This window comes from Hymenobacter translucens (assembly GCF_020685205.1).
In the GTDB taxonomy this organism is placed as follows: Bacteria; Bacteroidota; Bacteroidia; order Cytophagales; family Hymenobacteraceae; genus Hymenobacter; species Hymenobacter translucens.
On record NZ_JAJERB010000006.1, the window covers coordinates 233,234 to 256,930 of the forward strand.

26 protein-coding genes, 3 tRNA genes and 1 pseudogene are annotated in these 23,697 nt (G+C 60.1%); 26 read left to right on the forward strand and 4 right to left on the reverse strand.

Annotated elements, in window-relative coordinates:
- The first annotated feature begins 6 nt into the window (after positions 1 to 6).
- The gene (locus LJY25_RS14780; protein WP_227609125.1) at positions 7 to 2,862 is read left to right on the forward strand and encodes a phage tail tape measure protein; all 2,856 of its coding nucleotides are present in this window, start codon (positions 7 to 9) and stop codon (positions 2,860 to 2,862) included.
- On the opposite strand, the gene LJY25_RS14785 is transcribed toward LJY25_RS14780, so the two are convergent.
- On the reverse strand, positions 2,859 to 3,134 hold the full coding sequence (locus tag LJY25_RS14785) for a hypothetical protein (protein ID WP_227609126.1): 276 nt from the start codon (positions 3,132 to 3,134) through the stop codon (positions 2,859 to 2,861). The genes LJY25_RS14780 and LJY25_RS14785 overlap by 4 nt on opposite strands.
- Positions 3,135 to 3,303: 169 nt before the next feature.
- On the opposite strand from LJY25_RS14785, the gene LJY25_RS14790 reads away from it, so the two are divergent.
- The 22 genes from LJY25_RS14790 to LJY25_RS14890 all read left to right on the forward strand — a co-directional run bounded on the left by LJY25_RS14790 (position 3,304) and on the right by LJY25_RS14890 (position 15,554).
- A complete protein-coding gene (locus LJY25_RS14790) occupies positions 3,304 to 3,489 on the forward strand; it encodes a hypothetical protein (protein WP_227609127.1) in 186 nt (61 codons plus the stop codon).
- 33 nt (positions 3,490 to 3,522) lie between these two features.
- Positions 3,523 to 3,933, forward strand: coding sequence for an SHOCT domain-containing protein (locus LJY25_RS14795; RefSeq protein ID WP_227609128.1), 411 nt, complete (start codon positions 3,523 to 3,525; stop codon positions 3,931 to 3,933).
- A gap of 68 nt (positions 3,934 to 4,001) precedes the next feature.
- A complete protein-coding gene (locus LJY25_RS14800) occupies positions 4,002 to 6,983 on the forward strand; it encodes a hypothetical protein (protein ID WP_227609129.1) in 2,982 nt (993 codons plus the stop codon).
- The gene (locus LJY25_RS14805; protein ID WP_227609130.1) at positions 6,976 to 8,205 is read left to right on the forward strand and encodes a hypothetical protein; all 1,230 of its coding nucleotides are present in this window, start codon (positions 6,976 to 6,978) and stop codon (positions 8,203 to 8,205) included. Before LJY25_RS14800 ends, LJY25_RS14805 begins: the two co-directional genes overlap by 8 nt.
- A gap of 3 nt (positions 8,206 to 8,208) precedes the next feature.
- The gene (locus LJY25_RS14810; protein WP_227609131.1) at positions 8,209 to 9,147 is read left to right on the forward strand and encodes a hypothetical protein; all 939 of its coding nucleotides are present in this window, start codon (positions 8,209 to 8,211) and stop codon (positions 9,145 to 9,147) included.
- Positions 9,147 to 9,704, forward strand: a complete 558-nt coding sequence (locus LJY25_RS14815; protein WP_227609132.1) for a hypothetical protein — start codon at positions 9,147 to 9,149, stop codon at positions 9,702 to 9,704. Before LJY25_RS14810 ends, LJY25_RS14815 begins: the two co-directional genes overlap by 1 nt.
- A 208-nt stretch (positions 9,705 to 9,912) precedes the next feature.
- On the forward strand, positions 9,913 to 10,251 hold the full coding sequence (locus tag LJY25_RS14820) for a hypothetical protein (RefSeq protein ID WP_227609133.1): 339 nt from the start codon (positions 9,913 to 9,915) through the stop codon (positions 10,249 to 10,251).
- Positions 10,248 to 10,595 carry a hypothetical protein gene (locus tag LJY25_RS14825; RefSeq protein WP_227609134.1) on the forward strand — a complete coding sequence of 116 codons (348 nt, stop codon included), beginning with the start codon at positions 10,248 to 10,250 and terminating at the stop codon, positions 10,593 to 10,595. The genes LJY25_RS14820 and LJY25_RS14825 overlap by 4 nt, the downstream gene beginning before the upstream one ends.
- The gene (locus tag LJY25_RS14830; RefSeq protein ID WP_227609135.1) at positions 10,592 to 11,227 is read left to right on the forward strand and encodes a hypothetical protein; all 636 of its coding nucleotides are present in this window, start codon (positions 10,592 to 10,594) and stop codon (positions 11,225 to 11,227) included. The genes LJY25_RS14825 and LJY25_RS14830 overlap by 4 nt, the downstream gene beginning before the upstream one ends.
- A gap of 49 nt (positions 11,228 to 11,276) precedes the next feature.
- Positions 11,277 to 11,450 (forward strand): hypothetical protein, encoded by a 174-nt coding sequence (locus LJY25_RS14835; protein ID WP_227609136.1) that lies wholly within the window; start codon positions 11,277 to 11,279, stop codon positions 11,448 to 11,450.
- Between the two features lie 2 nt (positions 11,451 to 11,452).
- A complete protein-coding gene (locus tag LJY25_RS14840; protein WP_227609137.1) occupies positions 11,453 to 11,650 on the forward strand; it encodes a hypothetical protein in 198 nt (65 codons plus the stop codon).
- The gene (locus tag LJY25_RS21270; protein WP_262908809.1) at positions 11,634 to 11,765 is read left to right on the forward strand and encodes a hypothetical protein; all 132 of its coding nucleotides are present in this window, start codon (positions 11,634 to 11,636) and stop codon (positions 11,763 to 11,765) included. The genes LJY25_RS14840 and LJY25_RS21270 overlap by 17 nt, the downstream gene beginning before the upstream one ends.
- Before the next feature lie 106 nt (positions 11,766 to 11,871).
- Positions 11,872 to 12,429, forward strand: a complete 558-nt coding sequence (locus LJY25_RS14845) for an NUMOD4 motif-containing HNH endonuclease (protein ID WP_227609138.1) — start codon at positions 11,872 to 11,874, stop codon at positions 12,427 to 12,429.
- Complete coding sequence (locus LJY25_RS14850) at positions 12,426 to 12,836, forward strand: N-acetylmuramoyl-L-alanine amidase (protein WP_227609139.1); 411 nt, start codon at positions 12,426 to 12,428, stop codon at positions 12,834 to 12,836. Before LJY25_RS14845 ends, LJY25_RS14850 begins: the two co-directional genes overlap by 4 nt.
- A gap of 11 nt (positions 12,837 to 12,847) precedes the next feature.
- Positions 12,848 to 13,036, forward strand: coding sequence for a hypothetical protein (locus tag LJY25_RS14855; protein ID WP_227609140.1), 189 nt, complete (start codon positions 12,848 to 12,850; stop codon positions 13,034 to 13,036).
- Positions 13,036 to 13,563 carry a hypothetical protein gene (locus tag LJY25_RS14860; RefSeq protein WP_227609141.1) on the forward strand — a complete coding sequence of 176 codons (528 nt, stop codon included), beginning with the start codon at positions 13,036 to 13,038 and terminating at the stop codon, positions 13,561 to 13,563. The genes LJY25_RS14855 and LJY25_RS14860 overlap by 1 nt, the downstream gene beginning before the upstream one ends.
- Before the next feature lie 4 nt (positions 13,564 to 13,567).
- Complete coding sequence (locus tag LJY25_RS14865; RefSeq protein WP_227609142.1) at positions 13,568 to 13,984, forward strand: hypothetical protein; 417 nt, start codon at positions 13,568 to 13,570, stop codon at positions 13,982 to 13,984.
- Between the two features lie 153 nt (positions 13,985 to 14,137).
- Positions 14,138 to 14,356: a helix-turn-helix domain-containing protein gene (locus tag LJY25_RS14870; RefSeq protein WP_227609143.1), complete on the forward strand. Its 219-nt coding sequence runs from the start codon at positions 14,138 to 14,140 to the stop codon at positions 14,354 to 14,356.
- Positions 14,357 to 14,760: 404 nt separating this feature from the next.
- A complete protein-coding gene (locus LJY25_RS14875) occupies positions 14,761 to 15,072 on the forward strand; it encodes a hypothetical protein (protein WP_227609144.1) in 312 nt (103 codons plus the stop codon).
- Between the two features lie 238 nt (positions 15,073 to 15,310).
- Positions 15,311 to 15,384: transfer RNA gene (locus tag LJY25_RS14880), tRNA-Pro, on the forward strand.
- 3 nt (positions 15,385 to 15,387) lie between these two features.
- Positions 15,388 to 15,471 (forward strand) — tRNA-OTHER (locus LJY25_RS14885).
- An 11-nt stretch (positions 15,472 to 15,482) separates the two neighbouring features.
- Positions 15,483 to 15,554 (forward strand) — tRNA-Glu (locus LJY25_RS14890).
- A 262-nt stretch (positions 15,555 to 15,816) separates the two neighbouring features.
- Here LJY25_RS14890 and LJY25_RS14895 read toward each other — a convergent pair.
- Positions 15,817 to 17,106: a phage integrase SAM-like domain-containing protein gene (locus tag LJY25_RS14895; RefSeq protein ID WP_227609145.1), complete on the reverse strand. Its 1,290-nt coding sequence runs from the start codon at positions 17,104 to 17,106 to the stop codon at positions 15,817 to 15,819.
- Between the two features lie 429 nt (positions 17,107 to 17,535).
- Positions 17,536 to 18,417: a succinate--CoA ligase subunit alpha gene (gene sucD / locus LJY25_RS14900; RefSeq protein ID WP_227609146.1), complete on the reverse strand. Its 882-nt coding sequence runs from the start codon at positions 18,415 to 18,417 to the stop codon at positions 17,536 to 17,538.
- 508 nt (positions 18,418 to 18,925) lie between these two features.
- On the opposite strand from sucD, the gene LJY25_RS14905 reads away from it, so the two are divergent.
- From LJY25_RS14905 to LJY25_RS14915, 3 genes and pseudogenes are all read left to right on the forward strand, one after another.
- Positions 18,926 to 20,308 (forward strand): erythromycin esterase family protein, encoded by a 1,383-nt coding sequence (locus LJY25_RS14905; protein WP_227609147.1) that lies wholly within the window; start codon positions 18,926 to 18,928, stop codon positions 20,306 to 20,308.
- Between the two features lie 91 nt (positions 20,309 to 20,399).
- Positions 20,400 to 21,374, forward strand: a pseudogene (locus tag LJY25_RS14910) (PLP-dependent cysteine synthase family protein); the annotation flags it as partial.
- 59 nt (positions 21,375 to 21,433) lie between these two features.
- Complete coding sequence (locus LJY25_RS14915; protein WP_227609148.1) at positions 21,434 to 21,850, forward strand: response regulator; 417 nt, start codon at positions 21,434 to 21,436, stop codon at positions 21,848 to 21,850.
- A gap of 147 nt (positions 21,851 to 21,997) precedes the next feature.
- On the opposite strand, the gene ade is transcribed toward LJY25_RS14915, so the two are convergent.
- A complete protein-coding gene (ade, locus tag LJY25_RS14920; RefSeq protein WP_227609149.1) occupies positions 21,998 to 23,653 on the reverse strand; it encodes an adenine deaminase in 1,656 nt (551 codons plus the stop codon).
- Positions 23,654 to 23,697 lie beyond the last annotated feature (44 nt).

The window sequence follows — 23,697 nt, forward strand, 5'->3', positions numbered from 1 at the left end:
AATAAAATGGCAACAAGTGGAATTTTAGCGCAAATGTCGGTGGTGCTTGGAGCGGAAATTTCAGGTTTCCAACGCTCCCTAGCAATCGCAAAAAAAGAGTTGTCGGGCTTTGTAAGGGCTGGCGAAGCCTTGCAAGGGGTGGGCGAGAGCCTGAGCAAGTACGTCTCCCTGCCATTAGCCGCCATTGGCGCAGGCGCCCTAAAAATGGGAAGCGACTTTGAGTCTGGCATGAATCGGGTTGAGGCGGCGACCCTGGCAAGCGGTAAAGAACTAGATGATTTAAAGAACAAGGCAAAATCTATTGCTCTCGATCCGCGGCTCAAGTTCTCTGCCCAAGACGCAGCCGGCGCATTAGAGGCGCTAGCTAAAAACGGCGTTAGCACTACCGATATATTAGGCGGGGCAGCTGACGCGGCTGTGAATTTGGCGACGGCCACTGGCGGTAAGTTGGCTGGATCAGCCGACATTGCCACCGATGTAATGAATAACTTCGGCAAGTCTGCAAAGGACTTGGCTGCGGTTGTTGACAACATTACAGGCACCACCATTGCAAGCAAATTCAGCATAGACGACTATGCCGCTGCACTGGGGCAGGCAGGTGGCGTTGCCGGCCCCCTTGGGGTGAAATTCGAGGACTTTAATACTGCCATTGCTGCTACTTCCTCGGGTTTTTCATCTGGTTCGGACGCAGGTACTAGCTTTAAAACCTTCCTAAGCCGATTGGTCCCTGCAAGTCGGGAAGCCGAAGAGGCTATGAAGAAGCTGGGGCTTCAATTCTTTGATGCGCAGGGCCAAATGAAGCCCCTGCGCATCATCGCGGGGGACCTGCAAAAGGCATTTCAGGGGCTGAATGAACAGCAGCGTACTGATCTGGGGACAAAGATATTTGGAACCGATTCAATCAGAACAGCCCTGTTGCTTGCGAAACAAGGCACCGAGGGGTTTGACAAGATGGCGGAGGCCATTGGCAAAGTCAAAGCCGCTAGTCAAGGCGAAATACTCTCCAAAGGATTTGCTGGGGCCCTAGAAGCTGCAAAAAGTGCGCTTGAAGGATTGGGAATAGCTATAGCCGAGAGTGGTATACAGAAGATAGGCACTTCGCTGCTTCAGTCCTTTACAGGCGTAATAACTGGACTAGCGCAGACAAGCCCACAGATTCTGCAGTTCGGGGTGTTGTTGGCTGGTATTAGTGCTTCTATCGGGCCGGTGGTAGCAGCCATTGGGGCCTTAGGTGCAGCATTACCCGCAATAGCAACTGGTTTTGCGTTGCTAAGCGGACCTATAGGATTGATTGCGCTAGGGCTGACAGCGCTAGCTGTTGCTACCGCTGGCTACCTGGCAACCCAGGGTAGTAGCACGCAGTCGTTTAAAGATCAAAAAGCAGCTGTTGAAGCCCTCGAAAAAGGGGTAAATCCACTGCTTGCCCGCTACGATCAGCTAAAAAGTAAAACCTCCCTCAGTAAATCTGAGCAGGAAGAACTGCGCCGGGTAATCAAGCAGATTGCCGATCAGGTGCCGGGTGTTGCCACGGCGTTCGACAGTTACGGGAACGCGCTGGATATTAACTCGGCTAAAGCGCGGGCCTTCGTTGAGGAACAAAAGGCCGTGCTGCGGGTGCGTAATAAGCAGGACATCCAGGACCAGACGACAGCCCTTCGCAATCTCGCTACCCAGATTGTCAAAACCACCCAGCTGCTGCAGTCGGCTTCGCCTAACGGTGAAATCTTCGTGGAGGAAACCAGCCTACGTAAGGTGGGTGAAGGATACGAAAACGTAACGACCCGCCGCAAGCTCGACAACGCCGAGATCAGCGCCCTTCGGGCCAATCTTCAGCGACTCAACCAAGACTACAACGATCAGAACGCCAACCTGCGAAGCCTGAAGGGGGAAGTCCTGTCTGTCGCAGATGCCAACGCCAAAGCCAGCAGCATCTCTCCGTTAACGCCCGGTGTTGATGAGGCCGCAGCCGCGCGGGCCAAAGCGCTAGAGGATTTGCGAATAGCGCTCTCCCTGAATGATAACCTGAGCCGAGCCTTAGGGCTTAACTATGACTATTTAGGGGGCAGGCAAAGCGCCCTTGAGGCAGGGGTAAGGTCGCTGGTTGCCGCTGGCTTTGACCCAGCCAGTCAGACCGTTCAAAGGTATGTAAGTGAACTGAAAAAACTTCAGGACATCTACACGGATGTTTCTAGCCTTCAGCTTAAAGCTATTAAGCTTGACACGTCGAGCCTGAGTGAAGCCATGACCTTGCCGCCTGTCAGCTTAGATGCGCTGAACCTCAGTATAGACGAGGCGGGCGGGGCATATGCTCGACTAGGAAGTATTCAGTTGGAAGCCCTCGACACAATGGCCGCCGCCAATGTGGAAATGGAACGGCTTCTAAGCGAGTTAAAGGGCGCCTTTGCAGACCTTGCAATCGGAGCTGCCGCAAATCTAGGGCAGGTGGCGGCCGGCGTTGGGAATGTAAATGACGCCCTGAATGCAACACTTCAGGATACGCTTGCGCTGATGGCCGACTTTCTGCTAAAGTTCGGAAAGCAACTGCTCTTGAAGGGCGCTGGGGATATTGCTATCGGCAACGTCGGGCAGGGTGTGGCTGAGATTGCTGCGGGCCTGGCCCTAGGGGCGGCCGGTGGTTATGCCCAGGGCCAGCGCACTAAGCTCCAGGCAAAAACCGACACCCCCCGTGTTACCGGGCCCAGCGCAGGTTACACCCCGCGCACTCGTGGTTCTTTAGAAACAACTGCAACTGGCGGGCCCGTCACGGTGATTCACGAGGTTAAAGTAGTTCAGCGCGGGGCAGATCTGATCGGCACCCTCACTATTGCCCAAACACGGCAGGGCCTCACGTCGGGGCGCTAGGAGTAGACAAGCGGCAGCACTGACAACGCCGTTAGTGAGTTCAGGCGTTCTTTCGAGCCGACGGCAATATCCCGCACAAGCCCAGGGGTTACCGCGTGACCTTGGCCGCGCATCCATTGATAGATGCGAATCAGCTGTTTCTGCATGGCTTCCGCGTGTAAGCGCCCCTGCTTGCAGCGAACGTACACCGCCTTTTGCTTTGCTATGCCTACCCAGATTCCGGCATAGCCGGGCATGATCGACAATTCGAGTTCAAATTCGTAATCAGTCATTACCTTTACTCTTACAGTGATTGAAATAGGGGTTAGCGCCCCTGTTTTGAAATGGAGGTCAACCCTTGCCGGGGTTGGCCTCTCTTTTTTTGATGCTCAAATATACGTGTAATCATTACAAACACATGAGAAATTATAGAGACAAGCAAAATAAATTAATGTGTTCCCCATGTATTACTATCTTTACACCATGAAAAGCGAAGAGAAGAAGCCCCGTAAGCCCATGCTTACCATTGAGGTAGATGCCGAAGAAAAGGCGCTGTTTCAGCGTGTAGCCAAGGCGCGAGGGCTAAGCGTATCGGCGCTGGCTAGAACCCTTATGCTTGATGAGGCGCGCCGGCTAAGTGTTTCTTAGAACCCCTATATTGCCTGGGTAACAACTCTCGCAATGGAAAGCAAGTCCTGGGATTTCGGCACCGCACAAGCCAAGGTTAAGATTGAAGACGGCCAGTTAACGTGGTCTCTTTTCGGCAACGGGGGTAGTTCGTACCCGCTGCGCAGCGTCAACGGCATTCAGTACGAAACGGCTGGCATGTTCAGTGTCATGGGCCATATGGTTATCCTGGCTTCTGGTGGCGACAACCGAAAGGTGCAGGTGCCGAAGTCCGAGAAGTCGGCCAAGATCATTCAGGAGATCAACGAGTACATCCGGGCCTACCAGCAAAAAGGGCAAGCGCCCGCGGCAAGTCAAGGCGTGTCGGTGGCTGATGAGCTAACCAAACTGGCTCAGCTCAAGACCCAGGGAGTATTGACAGAGGAAGAGTTTCAGGAACAGAAGCGGCGGCTCTTAGCTAGCTAACCTCGTTTCATATAGTCCTTTCCACTAGAACACTTCACCCCGGGCAAGGCACAGGGTAGCTTCGTGCTATGGCCCTGTTCCCCGTCCTGACGCAAACCTACACCGCCGCCGATGTGCGCCGGGAGTGGGTGTATGCCAGTGACTTGCCACGCAGCCTGACCTATCAGGACTACGTACTGAGCACCGGGGCGCTGATCGGGCAGGCAGCCGTCAACGACGCCCCCGATGCCGACGGCCGCCCCGACGGACAGGTGCTCTACGAAGCCCAGGAAGGCACCACCCGCGTCCGGGTGCTCAACCAGGTAGGGGCCGACCCGCTGCTGAGTGTAGAAGAGAACTACTACCAGGAGCCGGCCGTGACCTGCGACCTGTACTGCAACGTGCAGGTAGTGGGCCGGGCCATCCTGCTCGACGTGGGCACGAGCTACGGCCCCTGGGAAAGCTCCATCGATAACTCCAACTGGACCGCCGCCCGCACGCGCTACGACGCGCTGCCCACCGGCCCGGGCCTGGTGTACGTCCGCGACCAGGGCGACGGCACGAACCGCTGCACGCTGACGCGCAGCTACACCATTGGCGCTGCCAGCACGCCCGCGGGGGATCTGATCGACACGTTTACCGACGATCAGGGCGTAGAGCATAACCTGTATTACACCACCGGCCCCCGGCTGGTGCAGGACTACACCACCCCGCCCACGCCGGAAGTGCTGGGCGTGACCCAGGCCGAACGGGGCCGGGCCGATGGGGAGGTCTTTAGCGGGCGCTGCGAAGGCACGACCCGGGTGGACTTCGCCGCCCTGCTGACCCCGCCTTACGCCTCCATCATCCTCACGGCAGACGCTCCCTTCTGCGGAGCGCCGGTCTTCGGGGCGTGTACGCTGCAGATTACCGGGGTAACCGTTACGCCCGAATCCGCGCAGGGCAAGGACGCCACGGCTACCGTACTCACGTCCGGCGCCCAGGGTGATTTGCTCTACTCCTTAGACCGCTTCGAGACCCCCGGGCAGACCTCGCCCACGTTCGACGGGCTGCTGAGCGGGCGCCACCTGGTCACGGTCAAGGAAAACCGGGTAGACGGCTGCTTAGCCGAGCTGGAGTTCACCACGGCCGCTGCCTACGGGCTGCGCTACACGGTGCCCTTCTTCTGTCCCGAATACCAGGAAGATGCCGAAGTCCGCATCAGCCTGCGCGGCTACACCGGGGAGCCGGAAGTGTTGGAAGGGCAGGCGGAAACGGCCGTCATCACCTGGGAGGGCAACGCCACCGACCACGTAGCCGACAACCCGGTGCAGGCCAGCACGCTCGACATCAACCTGCTGGTGATGCAGGAAGACCAGCTGCGCGACGCCTTCGCCCCGGATGACCGCTACGCCAAAGCCGAACTGTGGATTGGCGGAACGCTGGAGTGGAGCGGCTGGCTAACCCCGCAGCTCTACGACGCCGCCCACCTGGCTCCGCCGTTCTACATGACCCTGCGGGCCACCGACGGACTGGCCGGGCTGAAAGAGATTCCCTTTACCACGGCCTCCGGCGCCAAGCTCTCCGGTACGTTCTCCGATTTGGACCTGCTCCGGCGGTGCCTGGAAGTACTGGACTACGCCTTACCCCTGACTACCTCGGTCAGCCTGTACGCCTACGGTATGACTACCCTGGCAGCCGATGACCCGCTGGCGCAGGTCTACACCTACGCGCAGGGGTTAACCGACAACGGCAAGCCCATGTCGTGCCGGGACGTGCTGGCCTTGGTGCTGAGCCGCTACAACGCCCAGCTCCGGCAGGAAGAAGGTACGTGGTGGGTGGAGCGCATCAGCGAAGTTGCCCGGCAAACCACCCGCCGCCGCCGCTACGACGCCACCGGGGCCCGCCTACCCGGGGTCACGACCGAAAGCCTGCTGCGGGTCATTAGCGACCCCGAAGACGAGCTGCCGTGGGTAACGGCTGCCCAGCGTCTGCAGCTGCTGCCGGCGGTGTCGGCCGTGGAAATCAACACCGAACCGGGTGGGATTCTGAACCTGCTGCCCGGCACGGACTGGTCGGAGGCTGCCTTTCTGCCCGGCCCCGCCGCGCTGGTGTACTGGTCCGGCCGTGCCGCCGTGGCCCGGCAAGCCCCCGCCAAGAAAGGGGAGCCCGCCGGCCTGCGCTTTACGGGAACGGACTTTAACGCCTGGGTGCAGAGCCCACCGGCCGCCGTCGGGAACGTGCGCGATGACTTCCGCTTGCCCGGCATGATGACGCTGACCATCACGGCCACGTTTGACCGGGACCTGCAGATACCCGACGGCCCGGAAATAGACGAGCCCGCCCCCGGGTTCCCGGCGTCTTCCTACCCGGTGCTGCAGTACGCCATCCAAGTGGGCAACCAGTGGATCCAATCACCCAGCGGACTAGGCAATACCCCGCACCGCTTCGAGGTCCGGCTGTTTCAACTCCTGAAGCCCGTCACCTTTACCATCCCGTTCCTGGTGGAGCCCAACACGGTATCCGTCCGGCTCTACAGCACCAAGGACATGGTCATCACCGGGCTGCGCCTGACCAACGGCGAAGCCACGGTGGAAGAGCGCACCGACCTCTACCGCGCCCGCAACACCCAGGCCGGCCGATTAATCCAGGTCGATGACCGCCTGGCCCTGAAAGGCAGCGACACGCCCGGCTCCCTCGTGGACCGCACGCCCTTGCTGGCAAACGGCACCCCGACCCAGCGGTGGGGCGAACTCGGTACGGACCTGCTGGCCGGCAAGGAACTGGGCGACCTGTTAGCCGCGGAACGCCTGCTTTGGCAGCAGCGCCCGGTGCAGGTACTGACCGGCGTGCTGATGGGGAGGCTCCGCGTCCGCAACACCATTACCGACCCGCAGGAGCTACGGCCCCGGGGCTACAAGCAGACCGCTCATGTGTGGAGCGTGGCCCAGGGCTTTCATACGGTAACGCTGGTGGAGCTGCTCGGGACCTATATCGGTATTCCGCCGCGGCCCGACGGCCTGCTACTACTCGAAGACGGCGGCGCGCTGCTGCTCGAAGACAACTCTTATTTCCTACTCGAAGATGCCTGACCGCAAAGGAAGTCAATTGGGGGCCCCCTCGTCACTGTTAGCAAGTGACTACCTGCTGGGTGTTCGCCCGACGGAATCCGACCCGGGAAACCGGAATATCAGGATAACCCCGGCGGCGCTGAGCAACTACGTGCCCGCCCTGTATGCCCGCGTCACCACGGCCCAGGCCCGCACGCTCCAGACGGAAGCCGACGTGTTCCCGAACCGCCTCTACTACATCGAGAGCCAGAGCGGGGTCGTCTACATCACCCACGGCCTGTTCGACGCCGCGACGTTCTCCCCGGTGGCGCTGCGCCGTAACCTGGACGGCACCTACACGTCGGGTACCTACACGCTGACGGATTCCACCGAAGTCTTTGAGGAAGGCGCCCCGGATAGCGGCAACACCTTCCTGACCGACTGGCTGGTGGTCAACGCCCCCTATGGCAAGTACCAGATCGGGCAGACCGTACCGGATGCCGGTAAGACGCCTGTGCAATCCATTCTAAATGCCTTTTCCGGGGTGCTGTACCCGACCTATACGGTGGCGGCCCTCAGCATCGACATGAGCGCCAGCCCGACGGGCGAAGTAGGAGAGGTGGTCATTAACACCATTGGCGACCTGTTCACGCCCGGCGACGCGGGCAGCCTGACCAATAACCGCCTCTTTGTAGACGGCCAGCAGGTAGCCAGCGGCCTGGGCAATACGCTCAGCAAGGCCCTGAGCATGACCCGCGCCCTCACCCCGAAAAGCATTCACGGGCTGGTGTCCTACAACGAAGGTGACCGCAAGACCACCAGCACCGGGGAAGACGATGACCGCAACGCCGCTATCCGCAACCCCAACGCCCCGCAGGCGGCCGAAGCGGACTTCCACAGCGAAACGCTCAGCTTCCGCGGTTTTTACCGGCTGTTTTGGGGCGCCGCCTCGGTAGCGCCCGCCACCAGCGCTCAGGTCCGCGCCCTGCCCGGCAACCAGCTGACCAGCGCCGGCAACCAGTTCACGCTGACCACCGGCACCACGGAAAAAACCTTTGCTATCGTGCTGCCGCCCGGCCTCTCGCTGGTGAGCGTGACCGACCTGGACAACCTGAACGCCAACATCACTACGGCTTATGTAGCCCAGCCCACCATCAGCGTCAACAACGCGGGAGGTATCCCGGTGCCAGGCTATACGCCCTACGTCTACCAGGCCGCCGGCCCTTACGGCAGCAGTGCCCGCCACCTTTTCCAATTCGCTTAACCGATGGGCTACACACGCTTTACAAACGCAGGCGGAATCGTCAACAACTACGGGGGGCCGGTTGATGAGTACTATTACTTCCGCCTGTCGGAAACCCTCTACCGGCCTTATGCGGACCTGACGGAAGCCCGGGCCACGGTGCCTGTTGCCTTTCGTTCCGGCCGCACGGTCAACATCGGCGGCACCGAATACTGGTGGAAGCACGGGGCGACGGCCGACGAGCAGCTGGTAGCCAAAGGCGGGGGCGGGGGTGATGTAGACCAGGCCGAGTTCGACGCCCTCGACAGCCGGGTGGTCGTGCTGGAAGGCAACAACCAGATCATTGCCTCCCCCGGCGGGTTGGTGGTCGGTCTTAGCGGCAACCAAAGCACCATTAGCACCGACCCGGGCTTTGATGCCAACCTGATTGTAGGCGGCGACGACAACCTGATAACAGGCGCCGCCGGCCTCTGCGGCATCACCGGCGGGGCGGGCAACCTGATTCAGGGCGGAACCAGCAACCTGATAACCAATAGCACCGGCTGTATCATTCCAGCTACCTGCAACGGGGTTACCCTGCTTAACTGCTCCAGCTTCACCGCGCCCGCCAACACCCAGGATAAGACCTACATCAACAACGCCGAGGCCGGCACCGGCGGAGCCGACCGCTACCAGGCCGCCAAAGACGATACGGGCCGCTACAACGACGTGGTGTTGATGGAGCCGAAGACGTTCGCCCTGGTAACGGCCGGCAACGTCAACGCCACCGGCTATAAAGCCCAGGTCATCAGCGCCGTGGACAACACCGCCTACGGCCCGGAGCGCACCACCGATGCTGATGTAACGGCTGACCTCGCTGCCGCCTTTGCCAGCGCAACCCCGCCGGCGGCCGTGATTCTGCGCGTGGAACCGCAGCGGGTGGACGTGACCCGGGTAGCCTACACCATTTTCACCCTCGCCTGATGCCTAAGCCTCTTTATCCGCATAACATCGGCTTCCGCCCCTTCACCGGCGGGGGCATCACGCCGTCTGCCTATGCCTGGTATGCCAACGGCTGTAGCCAGGCCGACGCCGGGGCTACCCTGACGGCAGTGGACGGCTTCGGACAGGCCACCGCGACGCACACGCAAGCCCTCGACAACACCGGCACGGGCCTGCGGGGCTACGTGGAGTTCACCCACAACAGCGTCACCGACTACGGCTACTTCGGTTGGACCAGCGCCGCGACAGCCCAAAGCAGCAACATCAAAGCCGGCTTCTACATCGCCGGGGCAGCCGAGTGGCGCGTGTACCACAACGGCACCGATACGGCCCTGCCCGTGGGGGCGTGGAATGGCGCCGAGCGGTTCCGGGTGGAACTCTACGATGATAAGACCATCTGGCTGGTCAACGACATTCAGGCCTACCAGTCCGCTACCTCCTTTGCCGACGCCCTGCTGTGGATGGGCGCCCACTTCTACTACTCGACCTGCGCCCTGACCAACGTGGTCATGGCCGGTGTCGTGACCGTGCCCCGCTAATACCCTGCCCTGCCTGCCCTACCTATTGCACCTCTAAGCCCTTTCTGCTGTGCCCTACTCGACTGCCTCCGCTTCGATTCGCACATGGTACCCGGTACCCTGGCGACTCCCACCGTGGCAACTGATACTAGCCGGCTTACCGTGTCTCCCGCCTACGCTAATCGTCTACGCCGTGCTTGCCTTGCCCTCTCTCAGTCTATCTGTTCTGTTGCTTGACGCCGCAGGTTCCCCTAGTGGAGTGCCAAACGTGGTGGTGGGCGGTGCTATCACGGCAGTCGTTGCGGTGGTAGGCTGGATGGTTAAGCGCATCATCGAAGCCAGCGACGTGAAGACAGAGCGCCTGGAAACGGCGGTAACGTCGCTAACCCGGCTGGTCGGGGAGATTGGACAGGAGCAGAAGGCCAGCGCCAAGCTAGCCGAGTACCTGGAAAAGCGGGTGGATACACTGGAGAAGAAGAAGGAGGTACTGGAAAAGAGCTTCTACGAGATGGATAAGATCATCGACCGGGAGATCATTCACAAGAAGTTACACCCGCCGCATTCATGAACCTAATCCCGAAGTGGTGGCGCGACATCACCGAAAACCCGCCCGGGCATACCGTCGCCAAAGACCTGTTCCGGGCGCAAGCCTTCTACGCGGGCCTGGCCCTGTGCTTCTGGATTGCCTACGCTGACTTCCGGCAGGGCAGGGGTATCAGCTTTGAGCCCGCCCTGTTCCTGCTCAGCTACGCCCTGGGTGCCTCGGCCCTGAAAGCCTACGAGAAGTTCCAGGACCGCAAGACGGCGGATGGCGCTGGAAACCCGCTGGCCGTGCCCAACCCGCCCGGCTACACGCCCCCGATTATGGACCAGGTTCCGAACCCCAACGCCGCTAACCATCCTGTAGAATGAGACAGTCAACCCTAGCTAAGCTCGCCCTGCTTGCCATTGTCGCCCTGTTGGGCCTTTGTCTGGCCGCCTGCCGCGCCTCCAAGCCCGACACCACGGAAGTCCCGGCCCCCAAAATAGAGGTGGCCAGCAATGGTGCACAGCCAGGGGCTAAAACCGACTCTTTGGCCGGGGTAACCCCCGCTCAGGGCCTGGAAACACCGAAAACTGATGGTGCACAGGGTGGCCAGAAATCCGGCATCTTCTCCGCTGTTGGCGACTTGTTCAGCACCCCGGAAGGGAAGGCCCACCGCCGGGAGGTGCGACTGAAGAAAGCAGCTGTACCCCGCAAGCTGGGCAAGGGAGCCGTGTATGCCCCGGACAACCAAGGCCAGATAGCCGCCGCCTGGAAGAACGCCGCCCCGATAGCCAATGCCGACAGCGGGGCCGTGGTGCATCAGGCAGCCAGCAAGACCGGCCCCGCTATCGTGGGAGACGGCAACACCGTGACGCAGCCGGCCGCCACCGATTGGAAGGCCACCCTGGCAAAGCCCTTTAGCCTGCTGCTGGCCGCCCTGGCGCTGGGCGGGGTGGTGTACGGCATCTACCTGCTTTGGCCCGCCCGGCCTCGCCGCAAACAGGACGAAACCGCCTGAGAATATAATATAAAAAAGTCTTCACTTCTGAAGAGTATTCCGCAAGCCAATGGAAACCAAGCTAGTCTACTGCAATACCTCCTACTTCTGCTGCGGGGTAGTGGTGCGAGAGGATAACACCATAACCGAAGCTGCTCCCATCCTACGGTGGTCAGTCGGCAAGCACTTCCGGGTGCTGCGCGACTGGCTCCGGGGGAAGGGCGGTAGCTACCAAGTCCTCTAGCCATGAGCCACCCGGTCGATCACGCCTACCTCAACAACTGCTACTGCCTCGGCCCGGACGGGCCCCGCGTGACGCTCAAAAGCAAGGAGAAGCTCGACCGGGTAGTGGTCAAGTCCCTGCGGCTGGGGGTGCAGTTTGAAACCGACGCCTCCCGCCTTCACAGCCTACCTAAACCGAAAGACCATGCCCCGTCTAATTAAAACCATTGTAGTCCATTGCACGGCCAGCCCCGCCACCGCCACGAAGGACGGCATCCTGAACTACTGGCGGGAGACGAGGGGCTGGCAGGTTCCCGGGGAATTCGCCCCGAATTAATCCCGAATTATTCCCGGATTTTCCGATTGGGTCTCCCACATAAAAAAGTCCTGTATTAATACTGGATAACACCTTATCATACCATGATATTGTTGTATATTATGGTATGAAAAAAGACATAGAAAACCACGTAGGCAGCTACCAAGTGAGCGACCAAGGACAAGTATTCAGCTTAGACCGCATCATTCCCCGCAAGGGAGTGGATAAGGCTGGCAACCCCGCGCCTAACCAAACGGTGCGCGGGCGAATGCTTAAGAACTACAAAGCCAAGAACGGCTACTACGTCGTGAACCTCGGCGGGCCTGAAGGGCTCAAACAACGCTATGTGCACGAGTTAGTGGCCGCTGCCTTTATCGGCCCCCGGCCCGAAGGCGCAACCATCAACCATAAGGATGGCAACAAGCTCAACAACACCCCGGCCAACCTAGAATACTGCACCTACGCAGAGAACAACGAACACGCCCGCGGCACCGGCTTGAACCGGGTAAACATCGCCGACTATACGATGCGGCGGCGGGTGGGTCTGCTAGATGAAAATGGGCAGGTAGTACAGGAATATGCTTCCGCTATGGAGGCAGAGAAATTAACAGGAACGCATCACGTTGGCCTTGCCTGTAGCGGTAAACGAAAGACCGCAGGCGGCCGCAAATGGAAATTCCTATGAGGAAGATTACACACTTGGTTGTCCACTGCACGGCGTCGCCTGCATCAGCCACAAAGGAGGGCATACTCAATTACTGGCGGGAAACGAGAGGCTGGAACGTGGCAGGCTACCATGTCCTGATTGAAGCCTCCGGGCTCTGTCACCGGCTGGTGCCCAACGAGCACCCCAGCAACGGGGTGAGAGGCCACAACGCCCACAGCCTGCACGTCTCCTACATCGGGGGCATCGACGCCAAAGGCAAGCCCAAAGACACCCGCACCCCGCAGCAGAAGCGGGAGCTGCTCCGCATCCTGCGAGCCTGGAAGCAGGCGCACCCGAAGGCCGTCATAGTAGGCCACCGGGACTTTCCGAATGTTCAAAAAGCTTGCCCGTCGTTCGACGCCAGGAAGGAATACGCTCACCTCTAAACCCCTCTTTTATGAAACTCAAAGGAATGACCAAGGGCCTGCTTGTCGTGGCCCTCATTGCCATCATCTTCACCGTGTATGACTTCACCTGGGGGAAGGGCGGCGACGCCTACGAGGTGGTTATCTGTGTCTTCTTCTTGGCCCTGGCTGCCGTCAGCCACTTCGTCGGCCGGAAGCCCAACCTCAACGGACGCCCCTAGTGCTGCTGACCATCAAGAAGGGTCGGCACCAAGACACCCGGCCCTTCTCGTCCTGGCCTCACTTCGGGCGCAAGTCGATGGCCTGGCAGGTGACCTTTGCCAGAGACTGCGAATACCAGCTGCCTGCCTATAACCGCGAAGACGTCAATAAGCTGTTCGGCCTGAGCTTCGGACTGTTCGCTGTGCATAAAAATTCCGCCCGGTTTGGATGGCGCTGGAACCCAGGCAACGAACGAATTGAGCTGCTGGCCTACTGCTACATCGACGGAAAGCGCAACTGGAACGAGCGCCTGGCCTTCCCGGTGGTGGCGCAGATAAGGATAGGTGAGACAGTTGAATGTCGCCTGGGTATTCACGCTAACGGCTTCTACTACTTCACTGTGCGGGATACAGACGGCAAGTCCCTGGGTATGCACCTGACCGACAAGCTGCCCGACCTGCCGCGCTACGGCCTGACCCATAGCCTGTACTTCGGGGGCGCCCTGCCGGCCCCGCATGATATGCACGTCACCATGTCTAAGCTGTGAGCCTATGACTTCCCTTGAAACCCTGCTGGTTACCCATGCCGACACGCTGCGACCCTTGCTCGGCTCCCTGTGGCCGGTGCGCCCGCAGAAGGTCGAATACTTCGGCCCGCTGACTAAGTACACCGTTGGCCCCATGCCGGACGGGCGCTGGGCAATGTTTCACCACATCCGGGAAGCTGACACCGGGCCGCCGCATTGTCACCCTTGCCAGATGGACATACTTCTGCTGAAGGGCTCCTACGCTGAACGCATCTACCGCAACGGCGGGGCTGAGGACGTGCTACGGGTAGCCGGGGACTTCCATACAATAGAACCCGAGCGGATACACCAGCTGTTTGCCCTGCCGGAAGGGGAGGCGTGGAGCTTATGCTTTGCGGGGCCGGTGGTTCGCCAATGGAGGCATTATCCGGAACTCGTATGAGGCGGGGTCGTATCGGGTATTATTGGCGGGTGCATCGGCGCTGCTAACGGGAAGGCCCGGCCGGGAGGTTGGGGCTTTTTTGTGTGGATAAATTGTTGATAAATAGTATGTTAATACGTTGACTATCAGCGTAGTTATACGTATATTGTCTACATGAAACTACCAGTTGGGGCAGGCTGCCGAATAGCCCGGGAATTGGGCATCAGCAAGCAGGCGGTGAGCAAGGTGTTGAACGGCAAGTTCCGTAACCCGGCCGTCATTGCCCGGGCTGCTGAGCTTGCCAACGAGTACGCCGAACGCCGCCGGGCGCAAGCCTACCGGCAATACATCAACAGTCTCTCAGATGAGGCGCTAATCGAGCTAATGAAATGAACATCCCTGCCTCTGCCTATTTCACAGAAAACAACCTTGACGGGTCAACTTCTAAGACGACTACGGCGACCTCCGCCCCGGCTGGCTATTCGCTTTGGCGTGTAGATTATGTCTTTGACCGGGTGGCAAGCAACGGGGATTATGTGTTTGCGCCGGTTTACACATTGGTCAAGTAACGCCGTATGAACCTACCTGCTGTATTACTCAAGAAGGAACACCCGGCGCTGACATACTCAGTAGACCGAAAGCGGTTCAAAAGCCCACCCCCGTCCTACGATGGGAAGCGCGATATACCCGGCACCAAGAAGGCGCTCCGCATCCTTTGGATGAATCGCCGGGGTATGTCGAACGTGTGGGATATCTGTATTCACCTTAGAAGCGCCAACTAAGCCATGCACAAATGGATGCCCGTCCTATACGCCAACTACTTCGGTATCCTGAAGGACGTTGCCCAACAGCACGGCTACGCGCTGGCCTTGCACGGCTCCTTTGTTCGGGACATGGACCTAATAGCCGTGCCGTGGACAGAAACAGCCAGCCTGCAAGCTGAGCTAATAAAGGGCTGCTTTGAGGCTATCGGGTGGACCCACGGCGAAGACTCAGCCGAACGTGTATACAACGCCCGGACAGAGAAGCCGCACGGGCGCACAGCCTATGCCATCCCAACGGGCGGCGGCGGGTATGTAGACTTGAGTGTTATGCGCCTCGCCGCCTAGCCTCTGCCCGCCCCTCCCTAGCGTTGGGAAGGAACACCCCGGCCTTGCTAAATAAATGTAGCCAACTGGCATCTATTATTCAGATAGTTGCGTATGTTTGCATCGTTATGAACAAGTACATGAACCTCCCGGCAATGGAACTGGAACCCGCAAACGTGGGCCGGATGCCTGTTGCCTAGTAGTTCACCTACTGTTCAGCGTGTAGCCCGGCCCAACAAGCCGGGTTTTTTGTGTTTATCGGGGTGTGGTCTAGTTGGCTATGATGCCTGCTTTGGGAGCAGGAGGCCGCAGGTTCGAGTCCTGCCACCCCGACATCGAGGCTTCGTTTAGTGGCAAGACGGCGACGTGCGCACCTAAGAACAGGAGTTGCTATCGGGAGTTCGATTCTCTCAACCTCGACCTTTTAAAATGACCCGTTCGACAATCGGTTAAGTCGTCAGCTTTTCACGCTGAAGTGCCGGGTTCGACTCCCGGACGGGTTACAACTGCAACGCCTCGCCTCTGCGCGGGGCGTTCTGCGTTATTGCAGTTTAGATCGCTAAAGTATAATAGCGCAATTCTTATTGCAGCCCCCTATAAACGAACAACCCGACTCTCTCAGGGCCGGGTTGCAATAGGCAAGGCAGGAAGGCATGGGAGCAAGCGAAGATTGGTGGTTGGTTAGGAGGCAAAGCCCCAGCGGACGGCGCCCGGTTTGCGGCGGGACAGGATGCGGAAACGGAAACGGGTAAGGCGTGGGCTCATTTAGTTGCTGGTGGAGCTGAATTTAACGCCTAACAAGGTAAGCTGTTCAACTACGCGTTTGGGGCTGGCACTGGAGTAGTTCGTATCCATCACTTCGCGGGTGTGGCCGGCCATGATGCTGGCAATCTCCGAGCCGTAGCGGTCCCGCATGTGCTGGCTGAATGTTGAGCGGGCATCTTTGGCGGAGAGGTCGGGAATGGAGAGCTTGGCCTCGGCCGCCACCCGTCTAAGCAGTACCCATACGTAGTCTACGGTGTACGTGGGCAAGTCCCCTCGGTAGATGGTAAAGAACACAAACCGGGCTTCCTGGAACAGCGGCACAAAGAACTCCTTGACCTTCGATAAGTCTTTGTCCGTGCGCTGCAGCTTCTGGCGCTGCATACTGATGCCGAGCGTATGCTGCCCCTGGGAGTCCTGCACGTAGGACAGGAAGTCCGGCGGGTGCTTGGCAAAGCGCAGGTAGTCGCAGTGGGCTAGGCCGGTGTAGGCGCAGAAGTAAAAGATGTGCGCGGCCTTGGTCAGCCGGGACTCCGAGAACGGATGCTCCAGCAGCAGCTGCAGCTCATCCACCGGCAAACAGTTCTTTTCCGCCACCGGCCGCTTGGACTCGTACTTGTAGCCGATGAACTTGTTCTCCTGAATAATGCCCTCATCCAGGGCCATGTTCAGCGCCCGAAACAGCAGGCCGAGCATGTCGCGGATGGTGGCCCCCGATAACCCCTCTTCGATGCAGTACCGCTCATACGCCCGGCACCACGCCCGGTCGATCTGGCTGGCGTGAATCGTGGGGCGCTTGAGGTGCTGCAGGTACTTGTTGATATGGGCGCGGGCGTGGGCCAGGTTGTACAGCGTAGCGGCCTTTCGGCCCTTGGCCTGGGCCTGGGTAAGCACTGCCGTATACAGGGAGGTGAGCTGCCCCGTGTCTTCGTTTCGTTTTTTCTTGCCCTGCAGCAAGTCCCGCAGCTCGGCCGGGGAGATGTCGCTGCCGGCTTCGCGGTACTGGCGGTAGATGCGTTTCGCCATTCGGAACTTCTCGGCCAGCCGGTCGTTGGCGTCCGCGATTAGCTTTTGCTCCGGCTTGCTCAGCCCCCGGCGGATACGTAGGCGCTGCCCGTCGGCGGACCATTCCGCGTCGGTAGCTGATACGCCCGTGCTGCACTCCGCCCGGGGGTAGCCTTCAATATCCAGGCGCATGTAGATAGGGGCCTTGCCGGTGGCGTCCTTGGCGCGGTTGGCCCGCCGCCAGAAATAGGGCTCTTCCAAATCGTCGTCGTAGTCTGAGTTTGTCATGTTGCTAATAGGATTAGGATTGTAGTACGGAACAGGGCCACTAATGTGGCAGATGCCCAACGCAATTCCTATAGCAACATGTATTGATTTGAAGTTTTATCTGCGACTAAACTGCAATAATGCTCGGTGAACGGCCAGAAAAACCCGATAAGATACCAAAATAATAGATTGGTTGCACTGCCAATATTATTAGTATCCGCTGGGTTTCGTTAGCCAAAGCCGGTAGCAGGTCAGTTTGGTTACCACTGGTAACCTGGTAACTGGCATGGTAACCAGAGCCGAATCCTAGCGGGTAGGCTGGAAACCACGTCAAACAGGCCGGAAACGAACACTGCCCATCCGCAGAGTGCGAATGGGCAGTGGCAGAAAGTCTAACAAACCCGGTTTTCGCCGGGGCTTTTTTGTAACGATTCAAACGAAGTCACACAATTACTTGCCGCCCAGCACGCGCAGCATGGTGTCGCCGATTTCGGCGGGCGAATCCACCACGTGGATGCCGCACTCGCGCATGATGGCCATTTTGGCCGCGGCGGTATCGTCGGCCCCGCCTACGATGGCACCGGCGTGGCCCATACGGCGGCCGGGAGGAGCGGTCTGGCCGGCAATAAAGCCAACGACGGGCTTCTTGTTGCCGGTCGACTTGATCCAGCGGGCAGCTTCGGCTTCCATACCGCCACCGATTTCACCGATCATCACGATGCCCTCGGTTTCGGGGTCATTCATGAGCAGCTCCACGGCTTCCTTGGTGGTGGTGCCGATGATCGGGTCGCCGCCGATGCCGATGGCCGTGGTCTGGCCAAGGCCGGCCTTGGTGAGCTGGTCTACGGCCTCGTAGGTCAGCGTACCCGACTTCGACACGATGCCGATTTTGCCTTTGGTGAAGATAAAGCCGGGCATGATGCCCACTTTGCACTCCCCGGCGGTCATCACGCCCGGGCAGTTAGGCCCGATCATGCGCAGACCGTCGCGGTCCTTGAGGTATTCCTTCACCGCAATCATGTCCTTGGTGGGAATGCCTTCGGTGATGGTGATGATGACTTTGATGCCAGCGTCGGCGGCTTCCATGATGGCGTCGGCGGCGAAAGCCGGGGGCACGAAGATGATGCTGGTGTCGGCTCCGGCTTTCTGCACGGCTTCCGCTACGGTGTTGAACACGGGCCGGTCGAGGTGGCTAGTGCCGCCCTTGCCGGGCGTAACGCCACCCACTACGTTGGTACCGTACTCAATCATCTGCTGGGCGTGAAACGAGCCTTCGGAGCCCGTAAAACCCTGCACAATCACTTTGGAATCCTTGTTGACCAGAACGCTCATTCGGAGAAGTGTTAAAGGAATTTCGATTTGGGGTGGGAGTCCGCCGTCCTGCCGGGCTGCGGGTGTGCAAAAGTAGCCTTTTTTGGGGGTGTGGCAAGCCACCCGCGGTTTCGCCTTTATCGACCGTTTTTCCTGCCCGAAGGCCGCCCCTTTCCGGGTTATCTAAGGCTCTTTTCAGCGCTGAGCTCGCCTTTCTTTGGTAGCTCGGCCGCAACATTTTCATTTTCGGGTCAGTTTGAGACGGCAGAAACGCACCCGGGAAGATCCGGGTCCGGGCGGGCGACGCAGTTGTCTGACCGGTTGGAGGCTGCTTCGGCAGCAGAATACAGATGGCAGCACCGCCGGCCCGGCCGGCGCGTCGGGAAGCTGAAACCAAAGTCAACCCCTACCTCCCCGCATAGCGTCCGGCGGTCCGATGGGTCGGCAATAGCCTGCTTGCTTAGTTTGTCGCATGGCTAGTGACCGGTGCCCGAAGCGGCCGCTACGCTCCTTTTTCTCTTGCCCTGCTATGAAAACTATCCGACTAACGCTGCTGCTGGCGTTGAGCTGGTGCCTGAGCACCTGCGGCGACAAAGACCCCGCCAAGCCGGCCACCAACCGCATCAGCCTTCCTGCCACCGGTGTCTCGCGCCTCGAAACCGCCCAGGACCTCGACCCGCTGCTCAGCCGCCTGGGCACCGCCCGCTACGCGCTGCTGGGCGAGGCTTCGCACGGCACATCCGAATTCTACACCTGGCGGGCCACGCTCAGCAAGCGCCTGATCCAGGAAAAAGGCTTTACCATGATTGCCGTGGAAGGGGACTGGCCAGCTCTTTACGAGCTGAACCGCTACGTGAAGGGCAACAGCCCGGCCACGTCAGCGGCGCAGGTGCTGAGCTCCTTCGGCCGCTGGCCCACCTGGCTGTGGGCCAACCAGGAAGTGGCTGAGCTGGCCGAGTGGCTGCGGACCTACAACCAGACCCAGCCCGTAGCCCGCAAAGTTGGCTTCTACGGCCTGGACCTGTACAGCCTGTGGCCCTCCCTGGAAAGCATCCGTACCGGCTTCGCCGAGGCCGACCCTGCTACGCGCAACGCCGTGGACGCGGCCCTGCAGTGCCTGCAGCCCTACAATGGCAGCGAGGAAGCCTATGGGCGGGCCACCCTGCAGGGAGCCAGCTGTGCCAACGAGCTGAACGCAGTGCTCGCGGCCGTCCGCAACCGGATGCGGAGCCTGCCGGCCGGGCACGAGGCCGCGTTCAATGCCGAGCAGAACGCCCTGGTGGCGGTGAATGCGGAGCGGTACTACCGTACGGCTTTTCAAAGCAGCTCCGCCTCCTGGAACGTGCGCGACCGGCACATGATGGAAACAATCAACCGGCTGATGAGCTTTCACGGCGGCGCCAGAATCATTGTCTGGGAGCACAACACCCACGTGGGTGACGCCCGCTATACGGATATGGCTCAGCGCGGCGAAGTAAATGTGGGCCAGCTGACCCGGGAGCAGCACGCTGCCGAAGGCGTGTTTATTGTAGGCTTTGGCACGTACCAGGGAACCGTCACCGCTTCTCCCTTCTGGGGCGGGCCCGCGACGGTAATGCAGGTGCCTGCTGCCCCCGCCGGCTCCTGGGAGGCTACCCTGCACGAAGCTGAGCCCCGCAACAAGCTTATTCTGCTTCAGGACTGGCGCAGCGAGGAAAAGCTGACCCAGACCCGCGGACACCGGGCCATCGGGGTGGTGTACGACCCCGGGCGGGAAAGCGGAAACTACGTGCCTACCAACCTGCCCCAGCGCTACGACGCATTTTTGTTTATCGACCAGACCCAGGCGTTGCGGCCGCTGGGGCCGGGCAGCGGTGGGGTCGTAGCGGAGCCGACCAGCCCGGGCCAGCTGCTGACCATTCGCAACTTCTAGCCAGGCCGGGGAATATCGGGCCGGAACACAGGGCTACGACGGCAAATTCTTACCTTTGCCGTCCTCCCATCCAAACCGCTTCCCCAATTCTATGTACTTAAACAACATAGTCGAAGCCATCGGCAACACGCCCCTGGTTAAGCTCAATAAGGTAGCCGACGGCATCAAAGGCACCGTGCTGGCTAAAGTCGAATACTTCAACCCCGGCAACTCGGTGAAAGACCGGATGGCCGTGCGCATGATTGAAGACGCCGAAAAGGCCGGCCTGCTCAAGCCGGGTGGTACCATCATCGAAGGCACCAGCGGCAACACCGGCATGGGCCTCGCCCTGGCCGCCATTGCCAAAGGCTATAAGTGCATCTTCGTGATGAGCGACAAGCAGAGCAAGGAAAAGCAGGACATCCTGCGCGCCGTGGGTGCCGACGTGGTGGTGTGCCCGGTGGACGTGGCGCCCGAAGACCCGCGCTCGTACTACTCGGTGGCCAAGCGGCTGAGCGAGGAAACGCCCAACTCGTTTTACCCGAACCAGTACGACAACATGTCGAACACAGCGGCGCACTACGAGGGCACGGGTCCGGAGCTGTGGACGCAGACCCAGGGTACCATCACCCACCTGGCCTGCGGCGTGGGCACCGGCGGTACCATCTGCGGCACCAGTAAGTATCTGAAGGAGCAGAACCCGGCCGTAGTAGCCATCGGCCTCGATACCTATGGCTCGGTGTTTAAAAAGTACAAAGAAACTGGTATCTTCGACCAGAACGAAATCTATCCTTATAAAACAGAGGGCATCGGCGAAGACATTCTGCCCAAGAATGTGAACTTTGACGTCATAGATTTGTTTATAAAAGTTACCGACCAGGATGCCGCGGTCATGACCCGGCGCCTGGCCAAAGAAGAAGGTCTTTTCGTAGGCTGGTCGTGCGGGTCGGCAGTGCACGGGGCGTTGGAATACGCCCGGGAGCACCTGCAGGAAGATGACGTTATGGTTATCATTCTGCCTGACCACGGCACGCGCTACCTCGGAAAAATCTATAATGACGACTGGATGCGCGAGCAAGGCTGGTTGTAGAATACGCATATCCCTGTTTGCCGTGAGCAGGGCCCACGTTCTTAACGCACCCTGCCATGTCTAAAAAGCTGCGCAACGTCGTTCTGGTCGACGACAATGAAACGACCAGCTTTCTGAACAACCGCCTGCTCAATCGCCTCAACGTGGCCGATCAGGTGCTGACCTTCACCCGGGCCGAGCAGGCGTACCAGTACATCTGGGGCGACGGGCACGGGAAGCCGGTGGATGAGATGCCCGAGCTGGTGTTTGTGGATCTGAAGATGCCCGGCATGGACGGCTTCGAGTTTCTGAAGCTTTACAGCAGCCTGCCCGACGACGTGAAAGACAAAACCGTGCTGGCGGTGCTCACGACTTCGATGCACTCGGCCGATACCGCCCGGGTGGCCCAGTACAGTGGTGTGGAATACCTGGCCAAGCCCCTGACCGAAGAAAAGATGCACAAGCTGCTGGAAAAGCGCTTTGTCAACGCCTGATATGCATAGAACCCTTACTAGAGCCTAGCAAAAAGCCTCTGCCCAAATCAGGCAGAGGCTTTTTTTATGTACCGCGCTTAAGTTCGCCGGCCCGGGGCAAAGCCGTCCGAGCCAACGCCACCAGCTACAGACCGGCGGCCAGAGCAGCTATACCACGGCGTCCACAAAGCGGAAGGCTTCCCCGTCAAACAGGCCTTTGTCGCTGAGCTTTAAACTGGGAATCACCAGTAGGGCCATGAATGACAGCGTCATAAACGGGGCGCCGAGCGGGGAGCCGAGGGCTTTGGCGCGGGCATCGACGGCGGCGTAGGCTTCGGCCACCACGTAGCCGTCCTGGTTCGACATCAGGCCGGCCACGGGTAGGGGCAGCACCTGCTCCTCACCGTTTGCGCCTACTACGGCCAGTCCGCCCCCGGCTTCAATCACCAGATTCACGGCCCGGGCCAGACTTTCGTCGTCGCAGCCCACGGCGGTAATGTTGTGGGAGTCGTGGCCCACGCTCGAAGCCAGGGCGCCGTGCTGCAACCCAAACCCAGTGATAAAAGCCACCGCCGGGGGAGCGGGAGCGTAGCGGTTCACGACCGTTAGCTTGAGCAGGTCGCGGGTTGGATCAGCTACCACCAGGCCAGCTTCGACCCGGGCGGGCAGGTCGTGGCGGGCGGTGATAAGCTGTCCGTCGAAACACTCAATTACGCGTACCGTGGGAGCTGCCGACGGGGCTGCTACTACAAAATCAGCGGCTGATACCGGCTGCGCATGAAAGTTATTGACGACGGCCGACTGGCGGGTGGTAATCCGGGACACGCCGTTTTCGGCTACCAGCTCCCCGTTAATATACGTCTGCCGCACCCGGAAGTCGCGCAGGTCGTCGACCACGATAAAGTCGGCCGGGTCGCCGGGCTGAAGCAGGCCTACGTTGAGTTTGTAGTGGCGCACCGGGTTCAGACAAGCTACGCGCAGCACCTTCAGCACGTCCTGGCCCCGGGCCACGGCCCGCTGCACCAGCTGGTTGATATGGCCCAGCACGAGCGTGTCCGGGTGCTTGTCGTCGGAACAGAACATTAGGTGCTCGTAGTGCGCGGGCAGCAGGTCGATGAGGGCATCGAAATTGCGGGCGGCCGAGCCTTCCCGGATCAGCACGTGCATGCCGCAGGCCAGCTTGTCCAGGGCCTCTTCGGCCGTAAAGCATTCGTGGTCGGTGCTGATGCCGGCCTCGGCGTAGCGGCGGGCGTCGGCTCCGCGCAGGCCGGGCGCGTGCCCGTCTACGGGCCGGCCGTAGCGCCGGGCCAGCCCTATTTTCTCCATCACGTCGGCGTCGCGGCTGAGTACCCCGGGCCAGTTCATCATCTCGGCTAGGTAGCCGATTTCCGGGTTCTGAAACAGCTGCTCGATGTCGGCGGCGGTAATGGTGGCCCCGGCCGTTTCAAACGGCGTGGCCGGTACGCAGGACGGGGCGCCGAAGCAGAATTTGAAGGGCACCGTGCGCCCGTCGGCCAGCATGTACTCCACGCCCGCCACGCCCAGCACGTTGCCGATTTCGTGGGGGTCTGATACGGTAGCCACCGTGCCGTGCGTCACGGCCAGGCGGGCAAACTGCGACGGCACCAGCAGGGAGCTTTCCACGTGCACGTGGGCATCCACGAAACCTGGCAGCGCGTAGGGGAGGGCCGGGTCGGGTGCAGTGGCCGCTTCGTAGTCGGTGCCGGCAATGCGGCCATCGGCTACGCGCAGGGTGGCGGGGCGGATGGTGCCGGCGAGCAGGTCGACCACGTTGGCGCGCAGTTGAAAGGAGGAAGAAGGCATAGGGGCAGGTTTGGGGAATGGGGTGGGAAGGTAAGCCGAAGCCT

Excerpts from the sequence above, each read along its gene's own strand:
- LJY25_RS14845 (WP_227609138.1), top strand. The coding sequence starts at position 11,872 with ATGAAAAAAGACATAGAAAACCACGTAGGCAGCTACCAAGTGAGCGAC.
- LJY25_RS14805 (WP_227609130.1), top strand. The coding sequence starts at position 6,976 with ATGCCTGACCGCAAAGGAAGTCAATTGGGGGCCCCCTCGTCACTGTTA.
- LJY25_RS14850 (WP_227609139.1), top strand. The coding sequence starts at position 12,426 with ATGAGGAAGATTACACACTTGGTTGTCCACTGCACGGCGTCGCCTGCA.
- LJY25_RS14895 (WP_227609145.1), bottom strand. The coding sequence starts at position 17,106 with ATGACAAACTCAGACTACGACGACGATTTGGAAGAGCCCTATTTCTGG.
- LJY25_RS14905 (WP_227609147.1), top strand. The coding sequence starts at position 18,926 with ATGAAAACTATCCGACTAACGCTGCTGCTGGCGTTGAGCTGGTGCCTG.
- LJY25_RS14815 (WP_227609132.1), top strand. The coding sequence starts at position 9,147 with ATGCCTAAGCCTCTTTATCCGCATAACATCGGCTTCCGCCCCTTCACC.
- sucD (WP_227609146.1), bottom strand. The coding sequence starts at position 18,417 with ATGAGCGTTCTGGTCAACAAGGATTCCAAAGTGATTGTGCAGGGTTTT.
- LJY25_RS14855 (WP_227609140.1), top strand. The coding sequence starts at position 12,848 with ATGAAACTCAAAGGAATGACCAAGGGCCTGCTTGTCGTGGCCCTCATT.
- LJY25_RS14835 (WP_227609136.1), top strand. The coding sequence starts at position 11,277 with ATGGAAACCAAGCTAGTCTACTGCAATACCTCCTACTTCTGCTGCGGG.
- LJY25_RS14790 (WP_227609127.1), top strand. The coding sequence starts at position 3,304 with ATGTATTACTATCTTTACACCATGAAAAGCGAAGAGAAGAAGCCCCGT.
- LJY25_RS21270 (WP_262908809.1), top strand. The coding sequence starts at position 11,634 with ATGCCCCGTCTAATTAAAACCATTGTAGTCCATTGCACGGCCAGCCCC.
- LJY25_RS14800 (WP_227609129.1), top strand. The coding sequence starts at position 4,002 with ATGGCCCTGTTCCCCGTCCTGACGCAAACCTACACCGCCGCCGATGTG.
- LJY25_RS14865 (WP_227609142.1), top strand. The coding sequence starts at position 13,568 with ATGACTTCCCTTGAAACCCTGCTGGTTACCCATGCCGACACGCTGCGA.
- LJY25_RS14870 (WP_227609143.1), top strand. The coding sequence starts at position 14,138 with ATGAAACTACCAGTTGGGGCAGGCTGCCGAATAGCCCGGGAATTGGGC.
- LJY25_RS14785 (WP_227609126.1), bottom strand. The coding sequence starts at position 3,134 with ATGACTGATTACGAATTTGAACTCGAATTGTCGATCATGCCCGGCTAT.
- LJY25_RS14915 (WP_227609148.1), top strand. The coding sequence starts at position 21,434 with ATGTCTAAAAAGCTGCGCAACGTCGTTCTGGTCGACGACAATGAAACG.
- LJY25_RS14875 (WP_227609144.1), top strand. The coding sequence starts at position 14,761 with ATGCCCGTCCTATACGCCAACTACTTCGGTATCCTGAAGGACGTTGCC.
- LJY25_RS14830 (WP_227609135.1), top strand. The coding sequence starts at position 10,592 with ATGAGACAGTCAACCCTAGCTAAGCTCGCCCTGCTTGCCATTGTCGCC.
- LJY25_RS14840 (WP_227609137.1), top strand. The coding sequence starts at position 11,453 with ATGAGCCACCCGGTCGATCACGCCTACCTCAACAACTGCTACTGCCTC.
- LJY25_RS14810 (WP_227609131.1), top strand. The coding sequence starts at position 8,209 with ATGGGCTACACACGCTTTACAAACGCAGGCGGAATCGTCAACAACTAC.
- LJY25_RS14780 (WP_227609125.1), top strand. The coding sequence starts at position 7 with ATGGCAACAAGTGGAATTTTAGCGCAAATGTCGGTGGTGCTTGGAGCG.
- LJY25_RS14795 (WP_227609128.1), top strand. The coding sequence starts at position 3,523 with ATGGAAAGCAAGTCCTGGGATTTCGGCACCGCACAAGCCAAGGTTAAG.
- LJY25_RS14825 (WP_227609134.1), top strand. The coding sequence starts at position 10,248 with ATGAACCTAATCCCGAAGTGGTGGCGCGACATCACCGAAAACCCGCCC.
- ade (WP_227609149.1), bottom strand. The coding sequence starts at position 23,653 with ATGCCTTCTTCCTCCTTTCAACTGCGCGCCAACGTGGTCGACCTGCTC.